The 23,611-nt window shown below is 73.0% G+C and carries 24 protein-coding genes; 9 read left to right on the plus strand and 15 right to left on the minus strand.

Annotated features, from left to right (window positions below; all coding sequences use genetic code 11):
* Nucleotides 1-17 precede the first annotated feature (17 nt).
* On the minus strand, nt 18-1,034 hold the full coding sequence (locus tag ACILQ5_RS02430; RefSeq protein ID WP_395656378.1) for a GNAT family N-acetyltransferase: 1,017 nt from the start codon (nt 1,032-1,034) through the stop codon (nt 18-20).
* Between the two features lie 81 nt (nt 1,035-1,115).
* Between ACILQ5_RS02430 and ACILQ5_RS02435 the strand changes: the two genes are divergently transcribed.
* Both ACILQ5_RS02435 and ACILQ5_RS02440 read left to right on the plus strand, forming a co-directional pair.
* The gene (locus tag ACILQ5_RS02435; protein ID WP_395656379.1) at nt 1,116-1,574 is read left to right on the plus strand and encodes a hypothetical protein; all 459 of its coding nucleotides are present in this window, start codon (nt 1,116-1,118) and stop codon (nt 1,572-1,574) included.
* Between the two features lie 83 nt (nt 1,575-1,657).
* Complete coding sequence (locus tag ACILQ5_RS02440) at nt 1,658-2,026, plus strand: hypothetical protein (RefSeq protein WP_395656380.1); 369 nt, start codon at nt 1,658-1,660, stop codon at nt 2,024-2,026.
* 83 nt (nt 2,027-2,109) lie between these two features.
* On the opposite strand, the gene ACILQ5_RS02445 is transcribed toward ACILQ5_RS02440, so the two are convergent.
* From ACILQ5_RS02445 to ACILQ5_RS02465, 5 genes are all read right to left on the minus strand, one after another.
* Complete coding sequence (locus tag ACILQ5_RS02445) at nt 2,110-4,419, minus strand: M4 family metallopeptidase (RefSeq protein WP_395656381.1); 2,310 nt, start codon at nt 4,417-4,419, stop codon at nt 2,110-2,112.
* Between the two features lie 229 nt (nt 4,420-4,648).
* Complete coding sequence (locus ACILQ5_RS02450; RefSeq protein WP_395656382.1) at nt 4,649-5,827, minus strand: acetyl-CoA C-acetyltransferase; 1,179 nt, start codon at nt 5,825-5,827, stop codon at nt 4,649-4,651.
* Nucleotides 5,820-6,416 (minus strand): TetR/AcrR family transcriptional regulator, encoded by a 597-nt coding sequence (locus tag ACILQ5_RS02455; protein ID WP_395656383.1) that lies wholly within the window; start codon nt 6,414-6,416, stop codon nt 5,820-5,822. Before ACILQ5_RS02455 ends, ACILQ5_RS02450 begins: the two co-directional genes overlap by 8 nt.
* Nucleotides 6,409-7,206, minus strand: a complete 798-nt coding sequence (locus ACILQ5_RS02460; protein ID WP_395656384.1) for an SDR family oxidoreductase — start codon at nt 7,204-7,206, stop codon at nt 6,409-6,411. The genes ACILQ5_RS02455 and ACILQ5_RS02460 overlap by 8 nt, the downstream gene beginning before the upstream one ends.
* Nucleotides 7,203-8,396 (minus strand): acyl-CoA dehydrogenase family protein, encoded by a 1,194-nt coding sequence (locus ACILQ5_RS02465; RefSeq protein WP_395656385.1) that lies wholly within the window; start codon nt 8,394-8,396, stop codon nt 7,203-7,205. The genes ACILQ5_RS02460 and ACILQ5_RS02465 overlap by 4 nt, the downstream gene beginning before the upstream one ends.
* Before the next feature lie 21 nt (nt 8,397-8,417).
* Here ACILQ5_RS02465 and ACILQ5_RS02470 point away from each other — a divergent pair, with 21 nt between their 5' ends.
* From ACILQ5_RS02470 to ACILQ5_RS02500, 7 genes are all read left to right on the plus strand, one after another.
* Nucleotides 8,418-9,878 (plus strand): FadD3 family acyl-CoA ligase, encoded by a 1,461-nt coding sequence (locus tag ACILQ5_RS02470; RefSeq protein ID WP_395656386.1) that lies wholly within the window; start codon nt 8,418-8,420, stop codon nt 9,876-9,878.
* Nucleotides 9,878-11,071, plus strand: a complete 1,194-nt coding sequence (locus tag ACILQ5_RS02475) for an acyl-CoA dehydrogenase family protein (RefSeq protein WP_395656387.1) — start codon at nt 9,878-9,880, stop codon at nt 11,069-11,071. The genes ACILQ5_RS02470 and ACILQ5_RS02475 overlap by 1 nt, the downstream gene beginning before the upstream one ends.
* Nucleotides 11,068-11,952, plus strand: coding sequence for an acyl-CoA dehydrogenase family protein (locus ACILQ5_RS02480; protein ID WP_395656388.1), 885 nt, complete (start codon nt 11,068-11,070; stop codon nt 11,950-11,952). The genes ACILQ5_RS02475 and ACILQ5_RS02480 overlap by 4 nt, the downstream gene beginning before the upstream one ends.
* Nucleotides 11,952-12,923 (plus strand): acyl-CoA dehydrogenase family protein, encoded by a 972-nt coding sequence (locus ACILQ5_RS02485; RefSeq protein ID WP_395656389.1) that lies wholly within the window; start codon nt 11,952-11,954, stop codon nt 12,921-12,923. Before ACILQ5_RS02480 ends, ACILQ5_RS02485 begins: the two co-directional genes overlap by 1 nt.
* Before the next feature lie 23 nt (nt 12,924-12,946).
* Nucleotides 12,947-13,342, plus strand: a complete 396-nt coding sequence (locus tag ACILQ5_RS02490; RefSeq protein WP_395656390.1) for a cupin domain-containing protein — start codon at nt 12,947-12,949, stop codon at nt 13,340-13,342.
* A 385-nt stretch (nt 13,343-13,727) separates the two neighbouring features.
* Entirely contained in the window at nt 13,728-14,429 is a 702-nt protein-coding gene (locus tag ACILQ5_RS02495; RefSeq protein ID WP_395656391.1) for an ANTAR domain-containing protein, read from the plus strand.
* A gap of 286 nt (nt 14,430-14,715) precedes the next feature.
* Nucleotides 14,716-15,867 (plus strand): NAD(P)/FAD-dependent oxidoreductase, encoded by a 1,152-nt coding sequence (locus ACILQ5_RS02500; RefSeq protein WP_395656392.1) that lies wholly within the window; start codon nt 14,716-14,718, stop codon nt 15,865-15,867.
* 280 nt (nt 15,868-16,147) lie between these two features.
* Here the strand turns inward: ACILQ5_RS02500 and ACILQ5_RS02505 are convergent, their stop codons facing one another.
* From ACILQ5_RS02505 to ACILQ5_RS02545, 9 genes are all read right to left on the minus strand, one after another.
* Nucleotides 16,148-16,795 carry a flavin reductase family protein gene (locus ACILQ5_RS02505; RefSeq protein WP_395656393.1) on the minus strand — a complete coding sequence of 216 codons (648 nt, stop codon included), beginning with the start codon at nt 16,793-16,795 and terminating at the stop codon, nt 16,148-16,150.
* A gap of 64 nt (nt 16,796-16,859) precedes the next feature.
* Nucleotides 16,860-17,759: an iron-dependent extradiol dioxygenase HsaC gene (gene hsaC / locus ACILQ5_RS02510; protein WP_395656394.1), complete on the minus strand. Its 900-nt coding sequence runs from the start codon at nt 17,757-17,759 to the stop codon at nt 16,860-16,862.
* Nucleotides 17,756-18,664 (minus strand): 4,5:9,10-diseco-3-hydroxy-5,9,17-trioxoandrosta-1(10),2-diene-4-oate hydrolase, encoded by a 909-nt coding sequence (gene hsaD, locus ACILQ5_RS02515; protein ID WP_395656395.1) that lies wholly within the window; start codon nt 18,662-18,664, stop codon nt 17,756-17,758. Before hsaD ends, hsaC begins: the two co-directional genes overlap by 4 nt.
* A complete protein-coding gene (hsaA, locus tag ACILQ5_RS02520; protein ID WP_395656396.1) occupies nt 18,665-19,831 on the minus strand; it encodes a 3-hydroxy-9,10-secoandrosta-1,3,5(10)-triene-9,17-dione monooxygenase oxygenase subunit in 1,167 nt (388 codons plus the stop codon).
* A 94-nt stretch (nt 19,832-19,925) separates the two neighbouring features.
* Nucleotides 19,926-20,411, minus strand: coding sequence for a hypothetical protein (locus tag ACILQ5_RS02525; RefSeq protein WP_395656397.1), 486 nt, complete (start codon nt 20,409-20,411; stop codon nt 19,926-19,928).
* A complete protein-coding gene (locus tag ACILQ5_RS02530) occupies nt 20,411-21,565 on the minus strand; it encodes a glycosyltransferase family 2 protein (protein ID WP_395656398.1) in 1,155 nt (384 codons plus the stop codon). Before ACILQ5_RS02530 ends, ACILQ5_RS02525 begins: the two co-directional genes overlap by 1 nt.
* Entirely contained in the window at nt 21,562-22,947 is a 1,386-nt protein-coding gene (locus tag ACILQ5_RS02535; protein WP_395656399.1) for a cytochrome P450, read from the minus strand. The genes ACILQ5_RS02530 and ACILQ5_RS02535 overlap by 4 nt, the downstream gene beginning before the upstream one ends.
* The gene (locus ACILQ5_RS02540) at nt 22,944-23,279 is read right to left on the minus strand and encodes a lycopene cyclase domain-containing protein (protein WP_395656400.1); all 336 of its coding nucleotides are present in this window, start codon (nt 23,277-23,279) and stop codon (nt 22,944-22,946) included. The genes ACILQ5_RS02535 and ACILQ5_RS02540 overlap by 4 nt, the downstream gene beginning before the upstream one ends.
* Complete coding sequence (locus ACILQ5_RS02545; protein WP_395656401.1) at nt 23,276-23,605, minus strand: lycopene cyclase domain-containing protein; 330 nt, start codon at nt 23,603-23,605, stop codon at nt 23,276-23,278. Before ACILQ5_RS02545 ends, ACILQ5_RS02540 begins: the two co-directional genes overlap by 4 nt.
* Between the last annotated feature and the right edge of the window lie 6 nt (nt 23,606-23,611).

Here is a 23,611-nt window from a genome sequence, read left to right on the forward strand (position 1 = left end):
CGGCCCGGGCCTGCCGGTCAGAGCGGGCGCTGCCAGGCGAGCGCCCGGCCGACCACCTCGTAGCCGAGCACCTCGTTGACGCCGATCATGTGGTCGTTGGACTCGGCGTTCCACGTGTCCACGGTCGCGACCTGCGGCTGGTCCTCGGCCAGCCACCGCAGCATCTCGGTCTTGAGCAGCAGACCGAGCCGGTGCCCGCGATGGGCGCGCACGACCGAGGTGTCGTGCTGGTGCGCCACCTGCGGCCGCTCGGCCTCGACGACGACCACGGTCTGCCCGGCCAGCTCACCGGTCCCGCGGTGCCGGGCGCAGACCCGCATCAGCCGGTCGCCGCGTCCCAGCCAGGCGTTCTCGTAGGCGGCGACCCGCTCCGTCGGGAACACCTCGTCCTCGATGTCGAGGTCGTCGGTCGGGGCGTCGTTGATCGCCGCGGTGATCTCCGCCAGCGCACCGAGCTCCGCGGCCGGCGTGGCGCCGACGCGGCGGACCAGCTCGTAGTCCGGGGCGTGCGCGAGCGCGTCCGCGTGCAGCCGCTCGAGCCGTGCCTGGTCGACCCGGGCCAGGTGCTGACGGCGGTTCACCTCGACCGCCTTGGCCTCGAAGCCGTGCCGGGTCGCGAACGCGCGCGGGGCGGCGGCGTCCCAGCTGTTGCCGCCGACCGACGTGCGGCCCTCCGCCCGGGCGCGGTCGACCAGGAAGTCGAGCACCGCCTCGCCGTACCCCCGGCGCCGGTGCGCGGGGTGGACGTCGGCGCCGAGCCAGGCCAGGTGCTGGTTGTCCCAGGACGTCGTCTCGTACTCCGCGGCGGCGACGTCGACCCCGTCCACCGTCACGAGGTGGGCCACCGCCGGCTCGCCGTCCCAGCCGTGGCGCAGGGCGGCGGCCGTCCGGCTCGCCAGGATCGGATGTCCCCAGGGCTCGTCCGCCGCCCGCACGGCCTCCTTCACGGCGGCGAACCGGCGCACCAGGTCCTCGTCGGACCAGGCGACCTCGGTGATCCCCAGCGGCGGCGTCTGCGTGCGCAGTGTGTCCATCCCACGAGGATGAACCTCCGCGCGCCCGGACGCACCCGGGTTTCGTCCCCGTGCCCGGCGCTCCTGCCCTACCTTGTCGACGTGCAGACCCTGGGCCGCGTGACGCTGCTGGCGATGATCCCGGCCAACCTCTTCATCGTGGTGTGGGTGTGGATGGGTCGCATTGTGTTCGGCGTCGGCGGCTGGTTCCTGTTCATCTTCCTCGTCTCGGTGGTGCCGATCCTGCTGGCCGGCCTGGTGGTGACGACCGTCCTCGCCTACACCCAGCACGGCCGGCCTCGGTCCCTGACCGCCTTCCAGACCTGGGCGCAGCTGGCGACCTGGCTGTGCCTGTTCCTCTTCGGCGCGTTCACCCCCGACTTCGGCGACGCCCCCGACAGCGAGATCTCGCTGCTCACCCAGGTCTTCGGGTGGAGCCGCAGCCTGCTGGACCTCAGCTACGACCTGATGGTCGGGTTCGGTGCCGCGTCGTTCGTCGCCTACCTGGTGCTGCTGCTGTCCCTGGTCCTGGCGCGACGGCCGGCGCTTGCCGTCGCCTGAGGGTGACCGTCGCGGACAGGCCCGGGGCGGCCGAGGTGCCGCCCGGTGTCCGGCCCCCAGGACGGGCCGGGGAGGATGGGCACGTGCCCGACGAGCAGGCCGTGCCCCCGAAGAAGCGCCCGCGGCACCTCATGGACCCGGCGAACCCGAGACGCGAGGTGGTGCGGCAGTCCGGCTCCGGCCCGATGCACCTCGAGCCGGTGCAGAAGTGGGTGCTCTCGGCGCTCGCGTTCGTGACGATCATCCACCTCTCGGGCGGCATCGTGATCGCGTCCCTGTACGTCGGCGACGACCGTCCCGGCGCCGATGTCGGCCTGAACGTGATCGCGGCCGCGTTCGGCGTGCTGGCCGTCGCCGTCTTCCGCGCGATCCACCAGAAGCCGCTGCTCTCCCCCTGGCTGCTGGTGGGGTTGCTGCCCGCCGCGGTCGGACTCGTCCTCGTCCTGCGCTGAGCGGCTCGGCCGCCCCGGACGCAGGACCGGCGTGGGCCCCGAGGCCCACGCCGGTCGCCGGTCTGCTGTGGTGCGGTGGTGCGTCAGCCCAGCGTGAGCGCCGTGTCGTCCACGACGAAGCTGGTCTGCAGCGAGCTGTCCTCGGTGCCCGAGAAGCTGATCGAGACCGTCTGGCCCGCCAGCGAGGACACGTTGAACGACTTCAGGACGTAGCCCGAGGCCTTGTTGAGGTTGGAGTAGGTCGCCAGCGTGGTCGAGCCCGCCTTGACGGTGAGCTTGTCGTACGCCGTCGTGGTGGTCGTCTCCGCGCTGTCGATGTGCACGTAGAACGACAGCGTGGCGGTGCACCCGGCCGGGATCGTCACCGACTGGCTGAGGGTGTCGGTGTGGGTGGCGCCGTACCCGTCGAGCCAGGCCTTCCAGCTGCCCGCGTGGGCCGCCTGCCCGGTGTCGGTCGTGATCACCCCGGAGCTGGCGCTCCAGGAGGTCGTGCCGGACTCGAAGCCGGGGTTGAGCAGCTTCTGGCCCGAGCAGGAGCCGCCACCGCCGGAGCCGGAGATCGTCCAGGTGAACGTCGCCGAGCCGGTGGCGTTGGTGGTGTCCTTCGCGGTCACGGTGGTGGAGTAGGTGCCCGCCGCGGTCGGCGTGCCCGAGATCAGGCCGGTCGAGGAGTTGATCGACAGGCCGGTCGGGAGGCCCGTGGCCGAGTAGGTCAGGGTCTGACCGGAGGCCGAGTCGGTCGCGGAGATCTGCAGGCTCTTCGCGGTCCCGACGGTGCCGGTCTGGCTGCCGGGGTTGGTGACCGTGACCGTGTTGGTCCCGGTCGTGGAGCAGGTCGGGTCACTGGTCTGCGCCGGGACGCTGACCGCGTTCCACGCGGCCTTGACTGCGTTGAACTCGGTGCACGAGCCCGGGTAGAGGTTCTTCGCCGCGGTGAGCGTCCAGGTCCGGTACTTGAGGTACGACGACGACGAGGTCTTCATCAGCATCGCGTTGTACATGATCTTGATGGCCTTCTGGATGCCCACGCCGGTGACGCTGGTGCTGTTGCACGTCGGGCTGGAGGGCTGGCCGTCGGTCGGGCTGCTGCCCTCCGCGAGGAGGTAGAACCAGTGGTTGCCGGGACCGGCCGCCGCGTGCACCTCGCTGGTCGGCGTCGAGGACGAGTAGCAGTTGCTGTCGCCGGCGAGCGAGGGGTTGTACATGTAACGGATCGGGCCGCTGCCGACCAGGTTCACCTGCTCGCCGACGGTGTAGTCGGGGCGGTCGGTGCCGTTGTTGGCGTACCACTCGGTCGCGGCGCCGAAGGTGTCGGCGACGAACTCCTGGGTGCCGGCGCCGGAGATGCCGCCCGGCGTGTGGTCGTCGATGCCGTGGCCGAACTCGTGCGCGACGACGTCGATCGAGCCGATCCACTTGCTCCCGGTCTGGGTGTGGCCGATCTGCACCTGGGTGCCGTCGTAGTAGGCGTTGACGTCGTTGAGGCCGACCCGGATCGGCACCCAGCCGCCGGAGCCGTCCATGCCGCTGCGGCCGAGCCACGAGGAGAGCATCTGGCGCTCCTGCTCGGCGGCGTAGAACGCGTCCACGCACCCGGTCTCGCGGTTGGTGGCGTCGCCGTTGCCCCAGCTGTCGTCGGTGCCGGTGAAGGTCGCGTTGCCGGAGGCGTTCTGGCAGACCAGCGTCGGCGCGTTGGAGTTCTTCATCGAGTACGTCGAGCCCGACAGCGTGGTCGGGATGCTGACGGTGCCCGCCCACGCGGAGGCGCCGGTGCCCTCGGCGACGTGCTCGCGGGTGCTGAGCACGCGGCCCGAGACGGCGTCGATGTACACGGTCAGCCGCGAGGGCTGGCCGGCCCGGGTCCCGACGACGGTGGTCTCCCAGGCCAGCCGCGAGGTCTTCTGCTGGAGCACGACGAGACGGGAGCCGCCGTCGTACCGGCCGTGGCGGACCTGGCCGAGCGCGGTGTGCCGCGCGGCCGACTCGGCGACCCGCGGCGTCACCGACGCGAGCGAGACCGGGCGGTCCTGGGCGACGCTGGTGCTGAGCAGCCGGCCCGCGGAGTCGGTGACGACGACGAAGTCGCCGCCGACGACCGGGACGCCGCGGTAGGTGCGGTCGTAGGGCACGTACTGCAGCCCGTGCGAGGAGAGCACACGGTGCTGCTGGAAGGCGTCGTGCGAGCCGGCCTTCAGGACGGCCGGCGGCGAGGCCACCAGCTTGCGAGCGGTCTCCGCCGCCTGCTTCCGGGCCGCGGCGGGTCCGGGGTTGCTGGCGGGCTTGACGGCGGGAGCACTCTTCGTGACGGACGCGTCGGCACCGGTCGGTACCGAGACGACTGCCAACGCCGAGACGAGGGCTGCGGTGAAGCCCCCCGCGACGAGTCGTTTCACTGACACTCCTTGGGTCGGGGCTCACGACGGAGCCCTGCGCTGGGGTGGGGCGATGGACGTGGCCCGACGTCGCGGAGGGTCTGGATCGGCCCGCCCGAGATGAGAGCCTGGCGAACTCTCGCCCCCGCGGAAAGATGCCGTCAACGGATCCGCCGTGCACAAATGTGCACTGCGAGATGTTGCAGCACCGGGAGGGTTTTCGGACGAGATGGTCCGTGACCGGACGGCGTCAGAGCCGCTCGATGATCGTCACGTTCGCCTGGCCGCCGCCCTCGCACATCGTCTGCAGCCCGTAGCGGCCGCCGGTGCGCTCGAGCTCGCCCAGCAGCGTCGCCATGATCCGGGTGCCGGTCGCTCCGATCGGGTGACCCAGGGCGATCCCGCCGCCGTTGACGTTGACCCGCTCGTGCGGTGCGCCCGTCTCGCGCATCCAGGCGAGCACGACCGACGCGAACGCCTCGTTGCACTCGAAGAGGTCGATGTCCTCGACGGACAGGCCGGTGCGGTCCAGCGCGTGGCGGGTGGCCCGGATCGGGCCGGTCAGCATCCAGACCGGGTCGTCCCCGCGGACCGACAGGTGGTGGATCCGGGCCCGGGGGGTGAGGCCGTGATCGCGCACGGCGGACTCCGAGGCGATCAGCAGCGCCGACGACGCGTCGCAGATCTGGGAGGCGACGGCCGCCGTGATCCGTCCCCCGGGCGCCAGCGGCTGGAGGCCGGCCATCTTCTCCAGCGAGGTCTCGCGAGGGCACTGGTCGGTGTCGAGGACCTGGCCGTCGGGGAGCGGCACCGGCACGACCTCGCGCGCGAAGCGGCCCTCGGCGATCGCGGTCCGGGCGCGGTCGTGGGAGGCGAGCGCGAACCCTTCCATCTCCTCACGGGAGATCTGCCACCGCTCCGCGATCATCTCGGCCGAGCGGAACTGACTGACCTCCTGGTCGCCGTAGCGGGCCCGCCAGCCGGGCGACTCGGCGAACGGCGTCGAGAAGCCGTACTCCCGGCCGACGAGCATCGCGGCCGAGATCGGGATCGCGCTCATGTTCTGCACCCCGCCGGCGACCACGAGGTCCTGGGTCCCCGACAGGACGCCCTGCGCCGCGAAGTGCACGGCCTGCTGGGACGAGCCGCACTGCCGGTCGATCGTCACGCCCGGCACGTGGTCGGGGAGGCCGGCCACCAGCCAGGCCGTCCGCGCGACGTCGCCGGCCTGGGACCCGATGGTGTCGCAGCAGCCCAGGATCACGTCGTCGACCGCCCCGGGGTCGACGCCCGTGCGGGTCATCAGCGCGCCGATCGTGTGCGCGGCCAGGTCGGCGGAGTGGACCCCGGCGAGGGCGCCCCCGCGCTTGCCGACCGGGGTGCGGACGGCGTCGACGATGTAGGCCTCGGAGCTGGCGGTGCTACCCACGGTGGATCCCTTCGAGCAGGATGGAGAGGTACTGGCGGGCGATCTCGGTCTGGGTGCGCCGGCCACCGGGCCGGTACCAGGAGACCGCGACCCACACGGTGTCGCGGATGAACCGGTAGGTGAGCTCGAGGTCGAGGTCGTCACGCAGGACGCCGGCGTCGATGCCGTTGCGGAGCAGGGTCAGCCACACCTCCCGCGACTGCCGGTTCCGGTCGGCGAGGTAGGCGAACCGGTCGAAGGTCAGCAGGTAGGCGGCGTCGTTCTGGAAGATCGCGACCTCGTCGTGGTGCTGGTCGATCGCGTCGAAGGACACCAGGACCGCCTGCTCCAGCTTGGCCAGCGGGTCGAGGTCGCCGGCCAGGATCTGGTCGTACTGGCCGAACAGCTCCTCCTGGAACGTCCGCAGGATCTCGTCGACCATCGACTCCTTGGAGTCGAAGTGGTGGTAGAGGCTGCCCGAGAGGATGCCCGCAGCGTCGGCGATGTCGCGCACGGTCGTGTTCTTGAAGCCCTTCTCCGCGAAGAGCCGCGCCGCGATCGCGAGCAGCTCGTCCCGGCGGGTCGCCGAGGCGGGCGTCCCCTCAGGCATGCTGGCTGCTGACGCTGACGACCTCGCCGGTGAGGTACGACGAGTAGCCGCTCGCCAGGAACACCATGACGTTCGCGACCTCCCACGGCTCGGCGGCCCGCTTGAACGCCTCGCGGTCGGTCAGCTGCTCGAGCAGCTCGTCGGAGGTGACCTTGGCGAGGAAGGGGTGCATCGCCAGGCTCGGGGACACCGCGTTGACGCGGATGCCGTGCGGCGCCAGGTCCATGGCGGCGCACCGGGTCAGCGCCATCACGCCGGCCTTGGCGGCCGCGTAGTGGGCCTGGCCCTCCTGGGCGCGCCACCCGACCACCGAGGCGTTGTTGACGATCACGCCGGCCGTGCCCGCCTCGACCATCCGCCGGCCGGCGGCGCGGACGCAGCGGAAGGTGCCGGTGAGGGTGATGTCGAGGACCCGGCCCCACTGCTCGTCGGTCATGTCCAGGACGCTGGCCGTGCCGCCGAGGCCGGCGTTGTTGATCATCACGTCCACCCCGCCGAGCTCGTCGGCGGCGTCGAGCAGCGCGCTCACCTGCGCCTCGTCGGTCACGTCGCACACCAGCTGGCGCACCCGGTCCGCGCCGAACTCCGCGGCGAGCGCCTCCTCCGCCTCGGCGAGCCGGCGCTCGTGGGTGTCGCTGAACACCACGGCCCTCGCCCCCTCCTCGAGCGCGCGTCGTACGACGGCGGCACCGATGCCGGCGCCCGCGGCGGCCGTCACCACGACCACCCGGCCGGCCAACAGCTCGTGGCCCGCCACGTAGGGGGGCGCGGCGTTCGCAGGAGTGGTCATCCACGTGCCTCTCGGGGTAGGCCGAGCACCCGCTCGGACAGGATGTTGCGCTGCACCTCGTCGCTGCCGCCGTAGATCGTGTCGGCGCGCGAGAAGAGGAAGAGCCGTTGCCAGCGGTCCAGCTCGTAGGGGGCGCCGGCCGTGAGTCCCGCGGTCCCGAGGACGTCCATCGCGACCTCGCCCAGCCGCCGGTGCCAGCTCGCCCACACCAGCTTGAACACCGACGGGCCGGCGGCCGCGGAGCCGGACCGGTCGGCGGCGTCGGAGGAGAGGCCGCGCAGCGCCTGGAAGCGCAGCACGTCGAGCTCGACCTTCAGCCCGGCCAGCCGGTCGCGGAGGACGGGATCGTCGATGGCGCCGTTCTCCTTCGCGAGCTCGACGACCCCGGCGAGCTCGCGGGCGAAGCCGACCACCTGCGCGAGCACGGAGACGCCGCGCTCGAACCCGAGCAGCGCCATCGCCACGCGCCAGCCCTCCCCCGGCTCGCCGACGACCAGGTCCGCCGGCGTCCGGGCACCGGTCAGGAAGACCTCGTTGAACTCCGAGCCGCCGGTCAGCTGCTCGATGGGACGGATGTCGACGCCGTCCTGCTCGAGCGGCACCAGCAGGAACGACAGCCCGTGGTGGCGCTGCGAGCCCGGCTCGGTGCGGCAGAGCACGAAGGCCCACTGGCTGAGGTGGGCGTTGGAGGTCCACACCTTCTGGCCGTCCAGCACCCACTCGCCCGAGCCCTCGTCGAGCCGCGCCCGGGTCTGCACGTTGGCCAGGTCGGAGCCGGCCTCCGGCTCGGAGTAGCCCTGCGCCCACAGCTCCTCGACCGCGACGATGCGCGGCAGGAAGCGCCGCTGCTGCTCCGCGGTGCCGAACGCCATCAGGGTCGGGCCGAGCAGCTCCTCGCCGAGGTGGTTGACCCGCACCGGGGCGTCGGCACGCGCGTACTCCTCATGGAAGATCACCTGCTGGACCAGGCTGAGTCCCCGTCCGCCGTGCTCCTCGGGCCAGCCCACGCAGGTCCAGCCGTGCTCGGCGAGGAGCCGGTTCCAGGCCAGCCGCTCCTCGTGCGCCTCGTGGTCCCGGCCGGCGCCGCCGAGGCCGCGCAGCGCCGCCCACTCGCCGGTCAGGTGCTCCTCGAGCCAGCCCCGCACCTCGGCGCGGAAGGCCTGGTCGGCCTCGGAGTAGGTCAGGTCCACATGCGCTATGCTACCAAGCAAATGCTTGGTTTGTCTGACACCATCCCCGCCCTGCTCCGTGAGGCCGCGGAGCGCTTCGGCGACCACCCGGCCTACGTCGAGGGCGACGCGTCCGTGTCCTACACGGAGCTGCTCGGCCGCGTCGAGGCGGTCGCGGCCACCTACGCCGACCTCGGGGTCGGGCGCGGCGACCGCGTCGTGCTCTGGGGTCCCAACAGCACCGCGTGGGCGGTCGCGGGACTCGCGGTCTCGTACGCCGGCGGGGTGCTCGTGCCGGTGAACTCCCGCTACGTCGGGCACGAGGTCGCCGACGTGGTCGAGCGCACCGACGCGGCGCTGGTCGTCGTCCACGACGGGTTCCTCGGTCGCGACCAGGTCGGCGAGCTGGCCGAGGCCGGCACCACCGACCGGGTCGTCACCCTCCAGGACCTGACCCGCCGGACGTCGCCGACGCGCCCGCTCCCGGAGGTCGGCCCCGACGACGTCGCCGACATCCTGTTCACGTCCGGCACCACCGGCCGCTCCAAGGGCGCGATGAGCGCGCACCGGCAGTCCATCGGCGTGGCCCGCTCCTGGGCCGGGCTCGGCGGGGTCCGCCAGGACGACCGCTACCTGGTGGTCAACCCGTTCTTCCACTCCTTCGGCTACAAGATCGGCATCCTCGTCGGCCTGCTCACCGGGGCGACGCTCTACCCGGTCGCGGCCTTCGACGTCGACGAGACGATGCGGCTGGTCGAGTCCGAGCGGATCACGGTGCTGCCCGGGGCGCCGACGATCTACCAGTCCCTGCTCGCCGCACCGGGACGCGAGGGTCGCGACCTGTCGTCGCTACGGCTCGCGGTCACCGGCGCCGCCGTCGTACCGGTCGTCCTCATCGAGCGGATGCGGGAGGAGCTGGGCATCGACCAGGTCGTCACCGCGTTCGGGATGACCGAGGCCGTCGTCGTCACGATGTGCCGTGAGGACGACCCGGCCGAGACCGTGGCGACCACCTGCGGCCGGGCGATCCCCGGCATGGAGGTCCGGATCGCTCCGGACGACGGCGAGCTGCTGGTCCGCGGCGAGTTCGTCATGCTCGGCTACCTCGACGACCCGGCGGCGACCGCCGAGGCCGTCGACGAGGACGGCTGGCTGCACACCGGCGACGTCGGCACGCTCGACGACCGGGGGAACCTGTCGATCACCGACCGGCTCAAAGACATGTACATCTCCGGCGGGTTCAACGTGTACCCCGCCGAGGTCGAGCAGGCGCTCGCTCGCATGGACGGCGTCGACGACGTCGCCGTGGTCGGCGTGCCGGACCAGCGGATGGGCGAGGTCGGCAAGGCGTACGTCGTCGGCACGGCCGCCCCCGACGACGTGGTCGCCTTCGCCCGGGGACGGCTCGCGAACTTCAAGGTGCCGCGGTACGTCGAGGTCGTCGACGGCCTGCCGCGCAACCTGTCGGGCAAGGTGCTGAAGAACCAGTTGAGGGACGCGTGATGGACCTGACCCTGAGCGAGTCGGAGCTCGCGTTCCGCGACGAGGCCCGCGCCTGGCTGGCGGCCAACGTGCCGAACGAGCCGCTGCCCTCGATGGACACGGCCGCGGGCTTCGCCGCCCACCAGGAGTGGGAGCGGCGGCTCGCCGACGCCCGGTGGTCGGTCGTCTCGTGGCCGGCGGAGTACCACGGCCGGGAGGCGTCCCTGGTCGAGTGGGTGGTCTTCGAGGAGGAGTACTACCGCGCCGGTGCGCCGGGCCGGGTGAGCCAGAACGGCATCTTCCTGCTCGCGCCGATCCTGTTCGACCACGGCACCCAGGACCAGCAGGACCGGTTCCTGCCCACGATGGCGACCGGCGAACGGGTCTGGGCGCAGTGCTGGTCCGAGCCCGAGGCCGGCTCCGACCTGGCCTCGCTCCGGTCAACCGCCCGGCGCGACGACGAGCGCGGCGGCTGGGTCCTCGACGGCCAGAAGACCTGGTCCTCGCGCGCCTCCTTCGCGCACTGGGGCTTCGGGCTCTTCCGCTCCGACCCGGAGGCCGAGCGCCACCACGGACTGACCTACTTCCTGTTCCCGCTGGACGCCGAGGGCGTCACCGTCCGCCCGATCGCGCAGCTCGACGGCGAGGCCGGCTTCGCCGAGGTCTTCTTCGAGGACGTCTTCGTGCCCGACGCCGACGTGCTCGGCGCCCCGGGCGACGGCTGGCGGGTCGCGATGTCGACCGCCGGCAACGAGCGCGGGCTCTCGCTGCGCTCCCCCGGCCGGTTCTGCGCCGCCGCCGACCGGCTGGTCGACCTCTACCGGCAGACGGTGGTCGAGGAGGGTGCACACCAACCGTCTCGAAACCACGGGATGACGTCCGCGGCCGACCGCGTCGTCGACGCGTGGATCGGCGCCCAGGCCTACCGGCTCTACACGTGGGGCACCGTCACCCGGCTCGCGGCCGGCGGCGACATCGGGGCGGCCGGCTCGGTCAACAAGGTGTTCTGGTCCGAGCTCGACGTCGCGCTGCACGAGACCGCCCTCGACCTACTCGGCGAGCAGGCCGAGGTGGAGTCGGCGTGGTTGGACGGCTACACGTTCTCGCTGTCGGGCCCGATCTACGCCGGCACCAACGAGATCCAGCGCAACATCGTCGCCGAGCGGATCCTCGGCCTGCCGCGGGAGGTCCGCCCGGAGAGGACGGCACGGTGAGGTTCGAGCTCGACGACGACCAGCGCGACCTCGCGGCGGCGCTCGAGGGCCTGCTGGGCGCCGCCGACCCGGTGGGCGCCGCGCGCGCCTGGGCGAGCGGTGACCACGGCCCCGGCCTGCGGCTGTGGAGCCGCCTCACGGACCTCGGGGTGCCGTCGCTGGCCACCGAGGCCGGCCCGGTCGAGGTCGCCATCGCCTTCGAGGCGCTCGGGCGGCACGCCGTGCCCGGCCCGTGGGTCGAGGCGGCGGCCTACCTCCCGCTCGCGCTCGGCCACGAGCTCGAGGGCGTCGCCACCGTGGCCCTGCCGCCGCTCGTGCCCTACGCCCTCGACGCGGACGTCGCCGACCACGTCTACGTCGGCTCCACGCCGGCGGGGTCGGTCGGCGAGCGCGTCGGTTCCGTGGACCCGACCCGCCACCTGTTCCCGGTCGCCGGCGAGGGCGCGGTCGACGACGCCGCGTTCGACCTCGCCGTGCTCGCGGTCTCCGCGCAGCTCCTCGGTGCCGGCGAGCGGATCCTCACGGACTCGGTCGCCTACGTGAAGCAGCGCCGGCAGTTCGGACGTGAGATCGGGTCCTACCAGGCGATCAAGCACCGCCTCGCGGACGTGCGGATCGCCCTCGACTTCGCACGCCCCCTGGTCCTCGGGGCCGCGCTCGGCGCCGTCCCGGCGTCGGCCGCCAAGGTCGCGACCTCCGACGCGGCGTACCTCGCCTCGCGCACCGGGCTCCAGGTCCACGGCGCGATCGGGTACACCCGCGAGCTCGACCTGAGCCTGTGGCTGACGAAGGTCCGCGCGCTGGTCACCGCGTGGGGCACCCCGGCCCACCACCGCCAGCGGGTGCTGGCCTCGCTCGTCGACGCGGACGGCGGCCGCTGATGGACTTCGCGCTCGCGCCGGAGCAGCAGGAGCTCGCGGCCCTGGTGCGCTCGCTCCTCGCCAAGCGCGGCGACCCGCGCGCGGAGCGGTACGACGAGGCACTGTGGCAGACGCTCTGCGAGCAGATCGGCGTGCCCGCGCTCGGCATCCCGGAGGAGTACGGCGGCGCCGGGTTCTCGCTCTTCGAGCCGCTCGTCGCCCTCGAGGAGGTGGGCCGCTCGCTGGTCCCGTCGCCGCTGCTGTCCTCGCTGGTCACCGCCGAGGCCCTCCTCGCGGGCGCGGACGAGGCGGCCCGGCAGCGGCTGCTCCCCCGCATCGCCGCCGGCGAGGTGGCGGCGTTCGTCGACGGCGCGGACGCGGTCGACGTCCTGGACGGCGACCTGGCGACCGTGCTGGTCGTCGCCGTCGGCGACCGGCTCCTCGAGGTCGACCCGGCGACCGCCGACCGGACCTGGACCCCGTCGATGGACCAGTCCGTCCGGCTCGCCCGAGTCGCCGTCGACCCCACGTCGGGCACCCCGATCGGCGACGCTCGCCCCGCCCGCGAACGGGCGCTGCTGGTCGGGGCCGCCGGCTGCGCCGCACTCGCCACCGGCGGCGCCGCCCGGGCCCTCGAGATGACGGTCTCCTACACGCAGGAGCGGGTGCAGTTCGGCCGGCCGATCGGGTCGTTCCAGGCCCTCAAGCACCGGATGGCCGACCTGCTGGTGCTCACCGAGATGGCACGGTCGGCGTCCTGGGCTGCGTCGTACGCCGTCGCGACCGGCGCCGACGACGCCGCCGAGCTCGCCCACGTCGCGAAGTCCTACTGCTGCGAGGCGTTCGCGCAGGTCGCCGGCGAGACCATCCAGCTGCACGGCGGCATCGCCATCACGTGGGAGCACGACGCCCACCTTTTCTTCAAGCGCGCGCACGCGCTCGGCCAGCTGTTCGGGACCCCGCGCGAGCACCGGGCCGCCATCGCCCTCTGAGGACCTGTGCCACGCTGGGTCACATGGGTCTCGAGCTCCCCCGCCCCGTGCGTGTCGTCGGACCGGACGACCTGGTCACCGCGGACCCGACGCCCGGCATGCACCGCGAGCGCGCCTTCGAGCTGCCGCTGCTGTGGGCCGGCCAGGTCGAGACCGCGGCCGGCGCCGTCTCCGGGTGGCACCACCACGACCGCAACGAGTCGAGCCTGTACGTCGTACGCGGGGTGCTGCGCCTGGAGTTCGAGGGGCACGAGGGCTACCTCGACGCGGTCGCCGGCGACTTCGTGCACGTGCCGGCGTGGACCGTGCACCGCGAGAGCAACCCCACCACGGAGCCGTCGCTGGCGGTGATCGCCCGCGTCGGTGGCGGCGTCCCGACCGTCAACGTGGAGCAGGCGCCCCCTCCGCACCGCTCGTGAGCCCGGTCGCCCGCGGCCGGCCGATCGAGTTGAGGACGCGCGCTGCCTGCACGGCCGTGTGGTACCGCCAGCGGACGAGGCGGGGAAGAGCAGGTGAGCCGGATGACTGCTGGTCCACGGACAACTCCAGGGTCGGGCCGGTGCGCGGCGCGGGACGTTGCCGAGGTCTGGGGCAGGTGTCGAGACCGTAGGGCGGTCGGATCCGCGCTGCCAGGGCCGGAGGTCCCGGTCGGTCGATGACCCGGGACCCGGGACCTCGAGAGCCCCGGGCCGACCCGGCGCGCGCACGGACCTTCGGCCCCCGGCCCGCACCCTTCCGGCACTCACGGCGGCCCGGTCGCAGTCCCTACGCTCCGAGGGGGCCCGGGAAGAGGGGAGCACCGTCATGGTCGACCGACAGCTGCTCGTGGACGAGCTCCACGCGTTCGCGCTCACCCTGACGACGGACTACCCGGTCAGCGACGCGCTGCACGACCTCGTCGACGCCACCGCCGCGATCTTCGACGTCCACGGCGCCGGCGTCTCGCTCGTGCGGGCCGAACGCCTGGAGTACGCCACCGCCTCCCCCGAGGACATCGCCGCGCTCGAGGAGGCGCAGGAGCGCCACCAGAGCGGCCCGTGCGTAGAGGCCTACCGCACGGGGACGCCGGTCCTCGTCACCGACCTGACGACCGAGGGCGACCGGTGGCCGGAGCTGGCGGCCGTCGCCGCCGAGCACGGGGTCCTCTCGATCGCCTCCTTCCCGCTCCACCTCCACGACGAACGCCTGGGCGCGCTCGACCTCTACGACTCGCGTCCGCACCCCTGGTCGGAGGAGGAGGTGGAGTGCGCCGTCCTGCTGGCGGCGCACGCGACGGGCTACCTGGCCAACGCCTCCCGCCTCGACCGCGCCCGGCAGACCGCGGCCCAGCTCCAGGAGGCCCTGGACAGCAGGGTCGTCATCGAGCAGGCGAAGGGCATCCTCGCCGGGCAGCACGGGATGTCGGTCGACAGTGCCTTCGACCTGCTGCGGGCCTACGCGCGGCGGCACCGGGTGCCCCTGCGCGAGGTCGCGACGAAGGTCGTCGCCGGCGAGCTGCGACCCTGACGGCACCGGCCGGACCACCCGCGCGCGGGTCGTTGCAGAACTGTGGACGAGCCGTCACCGGGCCGTGGACGTCGTGTGTCCGAACGGCGCCTAGCGTCGAGACATGACCAGCTACCCGCCGCCGGTGCCCCGGCGCCCGACTCCGAAGCCGTACGACCCGGCGCGGGGCCGGACCGGGCGCGCACGGACCGCGGTCCGCCCCTGCGGCACCGCCACGGGGACCGTGCCCACGGTGCATCTCACCGAAGCACCTGCACCGCAGCGCTGACACCAGTAGCGTCCGCCCATGCGGGTCCTCATCCTGGGCGCCGGCTTCGGAGGACTGGAGCTGGCCACGGCCCTCGACGACGCGCTCGGGGCGGACGTCGAGGTGACCGTCGTCGACAAGGCGGACGGCTTCGTCTTCGGCTTCTCCAAGCTCGACGTGATGTTCGGTCGGACCAGCGCCGACCACGTCGTGCACCGGTACGCCGACGCGGTGCCGTCCGGCGTCCGCCTGGTGCAGACCACCGTCCGCGCCATCGACCCGGCCCTGCGCCGCGTCGAGACCGATGCCGGCCCGCTCGAGGGCGACGTGCTCGTGGTCGCCCTGGGCGCCGACCTGCACCCCGAGGCCACCCCCGGACTCGTCGAGGCGGGCCACGAGTTCTACACCGTGGCCGGCGCCTTCGCCCTGCGTGACGTCCTCGACGAGTTCCCGGGCGGGGACGTCGTGGTGGCGGTGACCTCCACGCCGTTCAAGTGCCCGCCGGCACCCAGCGAGACGGCGCTGCTCGTGCACGACCACCTGCGCGACCGTGGCCTCCTGGACTCCTCCACGGTCACCCTCGTGATGCCGCTGGGCTCCCCGATCCCGCCCTCGCCGCAGGCCTCGGCCGCGCTCCTGGCCGAGTTCGCGGAGCGGGGCATCGTCTGGCGACCGGAGTCACTGGTGCGCTCCGTCGAGCCGGACCGGCGCGTCGCGGTGCTCGCCGACGGCTCGGAGCTCGCCTTCGACCTGCTGCTGGCCGTCCCGGTCCACCGCGCGCCGCAGGTGGTCCTCGACTCCGGGCTCGCGGAGGACGGGTGGATCCCGGTCGACCCGGCGACCCTGCGCACCCGCTTCGACGACGTCTACGCGGTCGGCGACGTGACGAGCGTCGGCACCCCCAAGGCCGGCGTCTTCGCCGAGGGCCAGGCGTCGGTCGTGGCCGCGCAGCTCGTCGCCCGGGTCCGCGGCGAGGCGACGACGACGACGTACGACGGCCACGGCACCTGCTACCTCGAGTTCGGCGACGGGCAGGTCGGCAAGGTGGACGTCACGTTCCTGAGCGGGCAGGCGCCGACCGGAGCCCTCGAGGGCCCCAGTGCCGCGTTCGCGGCCGACAAGGCGACCTTCGGCCAGGAGCGCGTCCGGCGCTGGTTCGGCCGGGACTGGACTCCCGTGAAGCAACCCTGAGAACTCGTTGTAGGGCGCTTGAGGAAGACCTGAGATTCGTCCAGCAGGCTGGTCACATCAGCCCGGAAGACCACCGGACCAGCCGCCGAAGAACTTCTCAGGAGATCGCGATGAACGCCAAGGCCACCGCCCCGAAGCCCGCGCCGACCCAGATGGTCGCGAACCCGCGTCGCACTCGGATCTCCTGACGCACCACAGTCGACGTCTCGTGGGGGGACGTATCGGGGGATGACACCGACCCGCCAGGTCACCTGGCGGGTCGGTGTCATTTCCGGCTGCGTCAGCGCCGGTCGGTGCTGCGGTACTCGCCGCGGTAGAAGAGCAGCGGGTCCGCCGGGCCGTCCTCCGGGGTCAGCAGGTCGACGACGCGACCGATGACGACGTAGTGGTCGCCGGCCTCGTGCACGCTGTGGATCGTGCAGTCCACCTGGGCGACGCTCCCCTCGAGGACCGGCGAGCCGGTCTGCGGCGACGGCGTCCACTTCACGTCGACGAACTTGTCGACACCGCGGCTGGCCATCGTGTTGGAGAGCTCGGCCTGGTCGGCGGCGAGGAAGTTGACGCAGAACGTGCCCGACCGCTGGATCATCGGCCAGGCCCGCGAGGTCTTGGCCGGGATGAAGAGCACCATCGGCGGTTCGAGCGAGACGCTCGAGAAGGACTGGCAGGTCATGCCCACCGGCTCGCCCTGGCTGGTACTCGTCACGACGGTCACGCCGGAGGCGAACCGGCCGAGGACGTCGCGGAAGCGGCGGGCGGCCGCCACGTGCTCCGGGTCGTCGTGGACGATGAGGTCCTCGCCGGGCCGGAACTCGAAGTCGATGTCCTGGTCGCCGAGCCAGGAGTAGATGAGCTCGGGGCTCGGCCACGTCTCCCGCGCGTTCGGGTTCATCCCCTCCGGGATCTCGCGGCTGGGCTCCGAGGTCATGTCCACCAGTCTCTCACCGGGTGGCAGGTCGACCCGACCACGGTCCGTCCGGTCCCGAGCGCCACTACCGGGCTGCTGCCCCGAAGTCGTGGCCCCAGTAGGACACGGCGGTCGACTCGCGGGCGACCCAGCGGGCGTCGTCGACGGTGAGACCGTCGGTCCCGAGCTCGATGTCGAACCCGCCGGGCGACTTCACGTAGAACGAGATCATCTCGTCGTTCATGTGCCGCCCCAGGGTCGCGGAGAGCGGCGCACCGTGCTTGCGGACCCGCTCGAGCGCCCGGCCGACGTCGTCGAGCCGGTCCACCTCGAGCATCACGTGGACGCACTTGGCGGGGTTGGGCATCGGCAGGAACGCGAGCGAGTGGTGGCGCGGGTTGACGCCGAGGAACCGCAGCCAGACCTTGCTGCCCGGCTCCTTGCCGACGAACTCGCCGGGCATGCTCATCGAGTCGCGCAGCCGGAAGCCGAGCACGTCGGAGTAGAAGCGCAGCGCCTCGACGTCGTCGGTGACCGGCAGCACGATGTGGCCCATCCCCTGGTCGCCGGTGACGAACGTGGCGCCGTACGGCGTCACCGCGGGTCGCCGCTCGTAGGTGATGCCGTGGAACAGCTCGAAGACGTTGTCGAACGGGTCGCGGAACCGGACCAGCTCCTGGACCCGCCGCTCGTCGAGCTCCTCGCGGGTGCCCTCCTCGAAGTCGACGCCCGCCTTCTGCAGGTGCTCCCGCGCCTCCTGCAGGGCGCGGTGGTCGGCGACCTCCCACCCGACGCAGTCGAGCTGGTCCACGTCGGCGGGGAAGACGACCAGCCGCGCGGAGACCGCGTCGATGCGCCAGTACTGGTGGTCGGGGTTCGGGCCGCGGCCGGCAGCGAGCCCGAGCACCTTGCCGGCGAAGGTCTGCCACTGCTCGAGGTCGGTGCTGGCCACGCGGACGTAGCCCATGCTCTTCACGTCGATCACTGCTTCGACCTCTCTACGTGCCGGGCGAGGAACGCGGTGGTGATCTCGGCGAACTCGTCGGCCGCCTCGATCTGCGCCCAGTGCCCGCAGTTCGGGAACACGTGCAGCTGGGCCTTGGGGATCAGCTTGAGCGCGGCGAACGCGCCGTCGAGCGGGTTCACCCGGTCCTCGCGTCCCCAGGTCAGCAAGGTGTGCTTGCGCAGCCGGTGCGCCTCGCGCCAGAGCATCCCGTCCTCGGCGGTCTCGGGGTTCCAGAACGACATGCCCATCGAGCGCATCGCGTCCTGGGCGCCCGGCGCGGTCGCGTCGGCGAACCGCTCCTCGACGAGCTCGTCGGTCACCAGGTCCTGGTTGACGACCATGGTGGAGATGAACGCCCGGAGCTTCTCGCGGGTCGGGTCGGCGCCGAAGGCCATCAGCCGCTGGACGCCCTCGGTCGGGTCGGCGTGGAACAGGTTGAGCGAGAGCCCGCCCGGACCCATGAGCACCAGCCGCCCGACCCGGTCGGGGTGGCTGAGGGCCAGCCGCATCGCCGTACCGCCGCCCAGGCTGTTGCCGAGCAGGTGGACCCGCTCGATGCCGAGCCCGTCGAGCAGCGCGACCACGTGCTCGGCGGCGAAGCGGTAGTAGTTGCCGAGCACCGGTGGCTTGTCGGACCCGCCGAAGCCGGGCTGGTCGACCAGCAGGGTCCGGAACGACGCGGCGAACCTCGGCAGCGCACTGCCGAAGTTCGACCACGCCGACGCTCCCGGCCCACCGCCGTGCAGCATGACCAGCGGCAGTCCGCCGCCGAGACCGGCCCCCTCGCCGGCCTCGTAGTAGCTCAGGGTGACGTCGCCGGACCCGGTCGTGACCCGGGCCGTCCGATGGGCCGACTCCTTGGCGGTGGCGTCGTCGGAGGCCACTCAGTACATCCCCGGGTCGACCTTGTGCCCGAACTCGTGCGCGCCGTACATCTGCAGCGCCCGCTCGGGGTCGTTGGCGGCGTGCACGCGACCGGCGTGCGCGTCCCGCCAGGCCCGCTGCAGGTAGGTGCCGGTCGCCAGCGCGCGGCCGCCGGAGGCCTCGAAGAGGTCGTCGATCGCGTCGATGGCCCGCTGGGTGCCGAGCACCTGGTCGCGGCGGACCTTGAGGCGCAGCTTCAGCGGGATCTTCTCCCCCCGCGCCACGCAGGCCTGCTCCTCGCGGATGTTGTTGACCAGCAGCGCCCAGGCGGCGTCGATCTCCGACGACGCGCGCGCGATGCGGACGGCGGCGAACGGGTCGAGCGAGGCCTTCTCACCGAGGTACGCCGCCCGCACCCGCTTCTGCTGCATGTCGACGTGCTCGGCGTACGCGCCCATCGCCATCCCGATGATCGGCGTCGTGATGGTGCCGGTGAAGATCGAGTGGAACGGCAGCTTGTAGAGGTCGGAGGTGTTCTGCTCCTGGCCCGGGCCGTAGCAGCGACCGGTGTCGCCCATCGACAGCGTGAACGCGTCGGGGACGAACACGTCGTCGACCACGATGTCGTTCGAGCCGGTGCCGGAGAGCCCGACGACGTTCCAGACGTCGACGATCGTGTAGTTCTCCCGCGGGACCATGAAGGTCTTGAAGTCGACGACGTTGCCCTCCTCGTTGAACACGAGGCCGCCCAGCAGCACCCAGCTGCAGTGGTCGCAGCCGGAGGAGAAGCTCCACTTGCCCGAGAGCGTGTAGCCCCCCTCGGTGACGACGGCCTTGCCGGTCGGGGCGTAGGACGAGCTGAGCCGGGTGTTGGTGTCGTCGGCCCACACCGCCTGCTGGGCCTCCTCCGGGAAGAGGGCGACCTGCCACGGGTGCACGCCGACCACGCTGGCGACCCACGCGGTCGAGCCGCACGCGGTCGCGAGGTCACGCACCGCGGTGTAGAAGTCGACCGGGTCGGCCTCGAACCCGTCGAACCGGCGTGGCTGGAGCAGCTTGAAGTAGCCGACCTCCTCCAGCTCCTTGATCGAGGCGTCGGGAACCACGCGGAGCCGCTCGGTCTCGTCGGCCCGCTCCCGGATGCCGGGAAGCAGGTCACGGACCCCGTCGAGAACTGCCTGGGACATCGCATCTCCTGTCACGTAGGCCAACGGGACCGATACTAGAACACGTTCTCGTTTTGGGCCAGACGCGGGCGGCGGGTCGCAGTCGCCAGCTCCGTCATCGCTCGAGACGCGCGACGAGGGCGTCGATCCGGAACCGGTTGTAGCGCTGGATGACGATGAACGGCAGGTTCACGACCACGCCGTAGGTGACGAGCAGGGCGGCGGCCAGCGGGGGGTTCCACAGGACGAAGAGCGGCCCGCAGGCCATCGCCCACCAGTGTGCCAGCTCGGCCCGGCGGGTCTCCCGGGCGAAGACCTGCAGGCCGGCGAGGTCGTAGGTCGGCAGCTCGCGCTTGCTCATCCCCCCGCTGAAGAGGTCGCCCGCCTCCGGCAGCCGGTCCTTCCAGCGGTGGATGCGCAGCCGGCGTCGGTACCACCGGCCCCCGTCCTCGAAGGACCGCTGCCGCAGCAGCCATCCGTCCCGGGCCAGCCGGTGGTCGTCGAGCCGGTGGGCGGCGTACCCGGTGACGGTGTGGAACACCGCCCACGCGACGACGTCGACCAGGATCGTCAGTCCCTGGGGCATCAGCAGCCGGAGCATCAGGCGCCCCCCTCGAGGGACCCGGGTCCGTCCAGTCGCACGGCACGTCCGCGCCACCGCACCCGGCGCCGGACCGCGGTGAGGACCAGCGACCGCAGGAACACGAGGTCGAAGGCGAGCAGCGGCGCCGGGAAGAGCGCCCAGGTCCACCAGCGGAACGAGCCGATCCGGTGGAGCAGCGACCGCAGCTGCCAGGCGACGACGACCCAGGCGACCGCCCAGAGGACCGGGCTGCCGTAGACCATCGGCAGCTCCTCCCCCGTCGCCGCGCCCACCAGGGCCAGGACGGCGCCGACGGCGACGGCGTGGTGCGCGCAGATCCACGACACCGTGCCGACGGTCGGGCCGGGTGCGGCCGCGGACGCCCCGGACGCGACGTTCTTGGTCCACCCGTCGGCCAGCTGCCGCACCCCGCCGGGGTAGCTGCGCATCCTCACCGAGCGGCCGCCGACGGCGGACCGCACCGGGAGGCCGGCGCGGTGGTAGGCCGCCGCCAGCTCGGCGTCGTCGAGGATCTCGGCCCGGACGGCGGCGTGCCCGCCGACGCGCTCGTAGTCCGCCCGCGAGGTCAGCAGGCACGGGCCGAAGGCCATCGGCCGCCCGGTCGGGCGGCGGCGGAAGGCGCCGCTGGCCAGGACCGAGACCGCGTTGAAGTACGACGACAGCTGCTCGTAGGGCCGCACGACGGTGTGGAAGGGCTGGACCGACACGAGCCCGCGGTACCCGTCGTGCATCTCCAGCAGCCCGTCCAGGGCGTCGGGGCCGAGCACCGTGTCGGCGTCGAGGAAGAGCAGGAGGTCGCCACGGGTGGCCCGCGCCCCCGTGTGGCAGGCCCACGCCTTCCCGGTCCACCCGGGTGGCGGGTCCTCGGCGTGCAGGACGGTGGCGCCTGCCGCCCGGGCGACCGCCGCGGTCGCGTCCTGGGACGCGTCGTCGACGACGACGACCTCGCGCACCCCGACCGCCAGCCCCTGCAGGGACTCCAGCAGCGCCGGCAGGGTGGCCTCCTCGTCCCGGGCCGGGACGACGACCGACACGGTGGCCGCCCTCGGGTCGTGCGCACCGCCGCGGGGCACCGGGCGCAGGTCGCGCACCAGCCAGCCGGCCCACGCGAGGGCGACGACCAGCAGGGCGGCGACGACCGGGTCGGTCATGCCCGGCCGGTGTCGAGCGGAGTGACGACCAGCGGCATCCCGCCGCGCGGGTGCACCGCGACCTTCGCCTCCGGGACCGGCCGGGTCCACCCCGGCGGCACGTCGAGCCGGTAGGCCGTCAGCACGCGGCTCAGCACCACGACCATCTCGCCCAGGGCGAACTCACGACCGATGCACAGCCGCGGTCCCTGCCCGAACGGCAGGTACGCCGGCACCGTCGCCCCGGCCCCGAGGAACCGGTCCGGCCGGAACGCGGACGGGTCGGGCCACGCGTCACTGCGACGGTGCACCAGCCACGGGCTGACGATGACGAGGGTGCCGGGCGGGACCACGCGCCCCCCGACGACGTCGGCCCGGGTCGAGCGCCGGGACACCACCCACGCGGGCGGGTAGAGCCGCAGCGCCTCGTCGACGACGGCCCGCGTCCACGGGAGCGACTCCCGGTGGCCGAGCAGCGGGACCGGTCCGGGGTGGGCGGCGAGCTCCGCGCGCACCCGCTCCTGGGCCGGCTGGTCCTCGGCCAGCAGCATCAGCGTCCACGCGAGCGCCGCGGCCACGGTCTCGTGGCCGGCGATCACCATGGTGACCAGCTCGTCGCGGACCTCGGCGTCGCTCAGGCCGCTGTCGAGCAGCAGCCCGAGGAGGTCGTCCCCGTGCGGAGCGGCCGCCGACGCACCGGCGCGTCGGCGCCGCTGCGCGACCAGGTCCGCGCACGACGCGTCCAGGCGGCGTCGCGTCGACCGGAGCCGGACGTTGGTGGGCGTCGGGGCCCAGGTCGCCGTCGGCAGGACCGAGCGGCCGAGCCGGACCACCAGGGTCGCCGCCTCGCTCGTCGCGTCCAGGAGCCACTGGGCCTGCCCCGAGAGGTCCGCGGAGAAGAGCGCGCGCCCCACGGAGTCGAGCCCGATGCGGTGCGTGAGCGCGGCGACGTCCACGAGCTCGGGCGAGGTCACCCGCCCGAGGCGGCCGACGACGGCCGCGTCGGCCGCGGCGCGCACCTGCTCGCCCACGGCCGCCAGCCTCTCGTGGTGGAAGGCCGGGGCGGCCAGCCGCCGGTGCTCGATCCAGCTGGGCTCCGACGAGGCGAGCAGCCCCGGTCCGGTGACCCGGGCCAGCGCGGCGTACTGCACGGTCTGCTTGCCCCAGTGCCGCGCGGAGGTCTGCAGCACGTGCCGGACGTCGGCCGGGTCGTTGGCCAGCAGCGCCGGCGGTCCCGGCACCGGGAAGGACACCAGGTCGCCGTACTGCTCGGCGACGTCGGCGAGGAAGGAGATCGGGTCGGCGCGGACCGAGCGGAAGGCGCGCGCCATGTCCCACGAGGTCGGGCCGGGGACCCCGACGTCGGTCGGCTTCATCGCCTGCAGGCGGGTCGAGGTGCTCACGCGTCCCTCGCGCCCCGGCGGTCCCCGAGCCACACCCACGCGACGCACGTCGTCAGCACCAGGGCGAAGCCGAAGCCCAGGTCCTCCACCGGCGCGTAGGCGAGCCGGCCGTCCCCCACGAACCGGACCTCGCCGCTGCCGACGATCGCGTCGGGCGCGTAGCGGACGATGCCGCGGCCCGTGAGCCAGCCGTTGGTCAGGAGTTGGAAGACGACGATGATGCCGTACGCCGACCACCAGGTCGCGGTGCCGGTGAGGCGGGTCCGGGCCACCCAGCGGTCGAGCACCACGGCGGCCAGCACCGCCACGACGGCGAGGGCGGTGTAGGTCATCGGCGCTCCCCGTCCCGCGACCGGACCACGCGCACGGACTCGTAGGTCAGGATCGAGACGAAGGGGATGACGACGAAGAAGGCGATCTCCTCGAGGGGCAGCCCACCGACCCGCCACCGCAGCGTCTGGGCCGGGTCGAAGCGCCAGTGCCCGGCCGCGGTCGCGTAGAGGTCCCACAGCAGGAACGGCGCCCCGCCCAGGAGGACGGCGAGGATGAGCCGGCCCGGCTGCTGGAGGACGCGCATCCGGAACGCCCAGATCAGCGGCAGCGTGCCGACCAGGCAGAAGACCAGCATGGCGACGTAGGCACCGTGCTCGATCGTCATCGCGAC

The sequence above is a fragment of the Nocardioides sp. genome (assembly GCF_044226305.1).
Lineage (GTDB): Bacteria > Actinomycetota > Actinomycetes > Propionibacteriales > Nocardioidaceae > Nocardioides.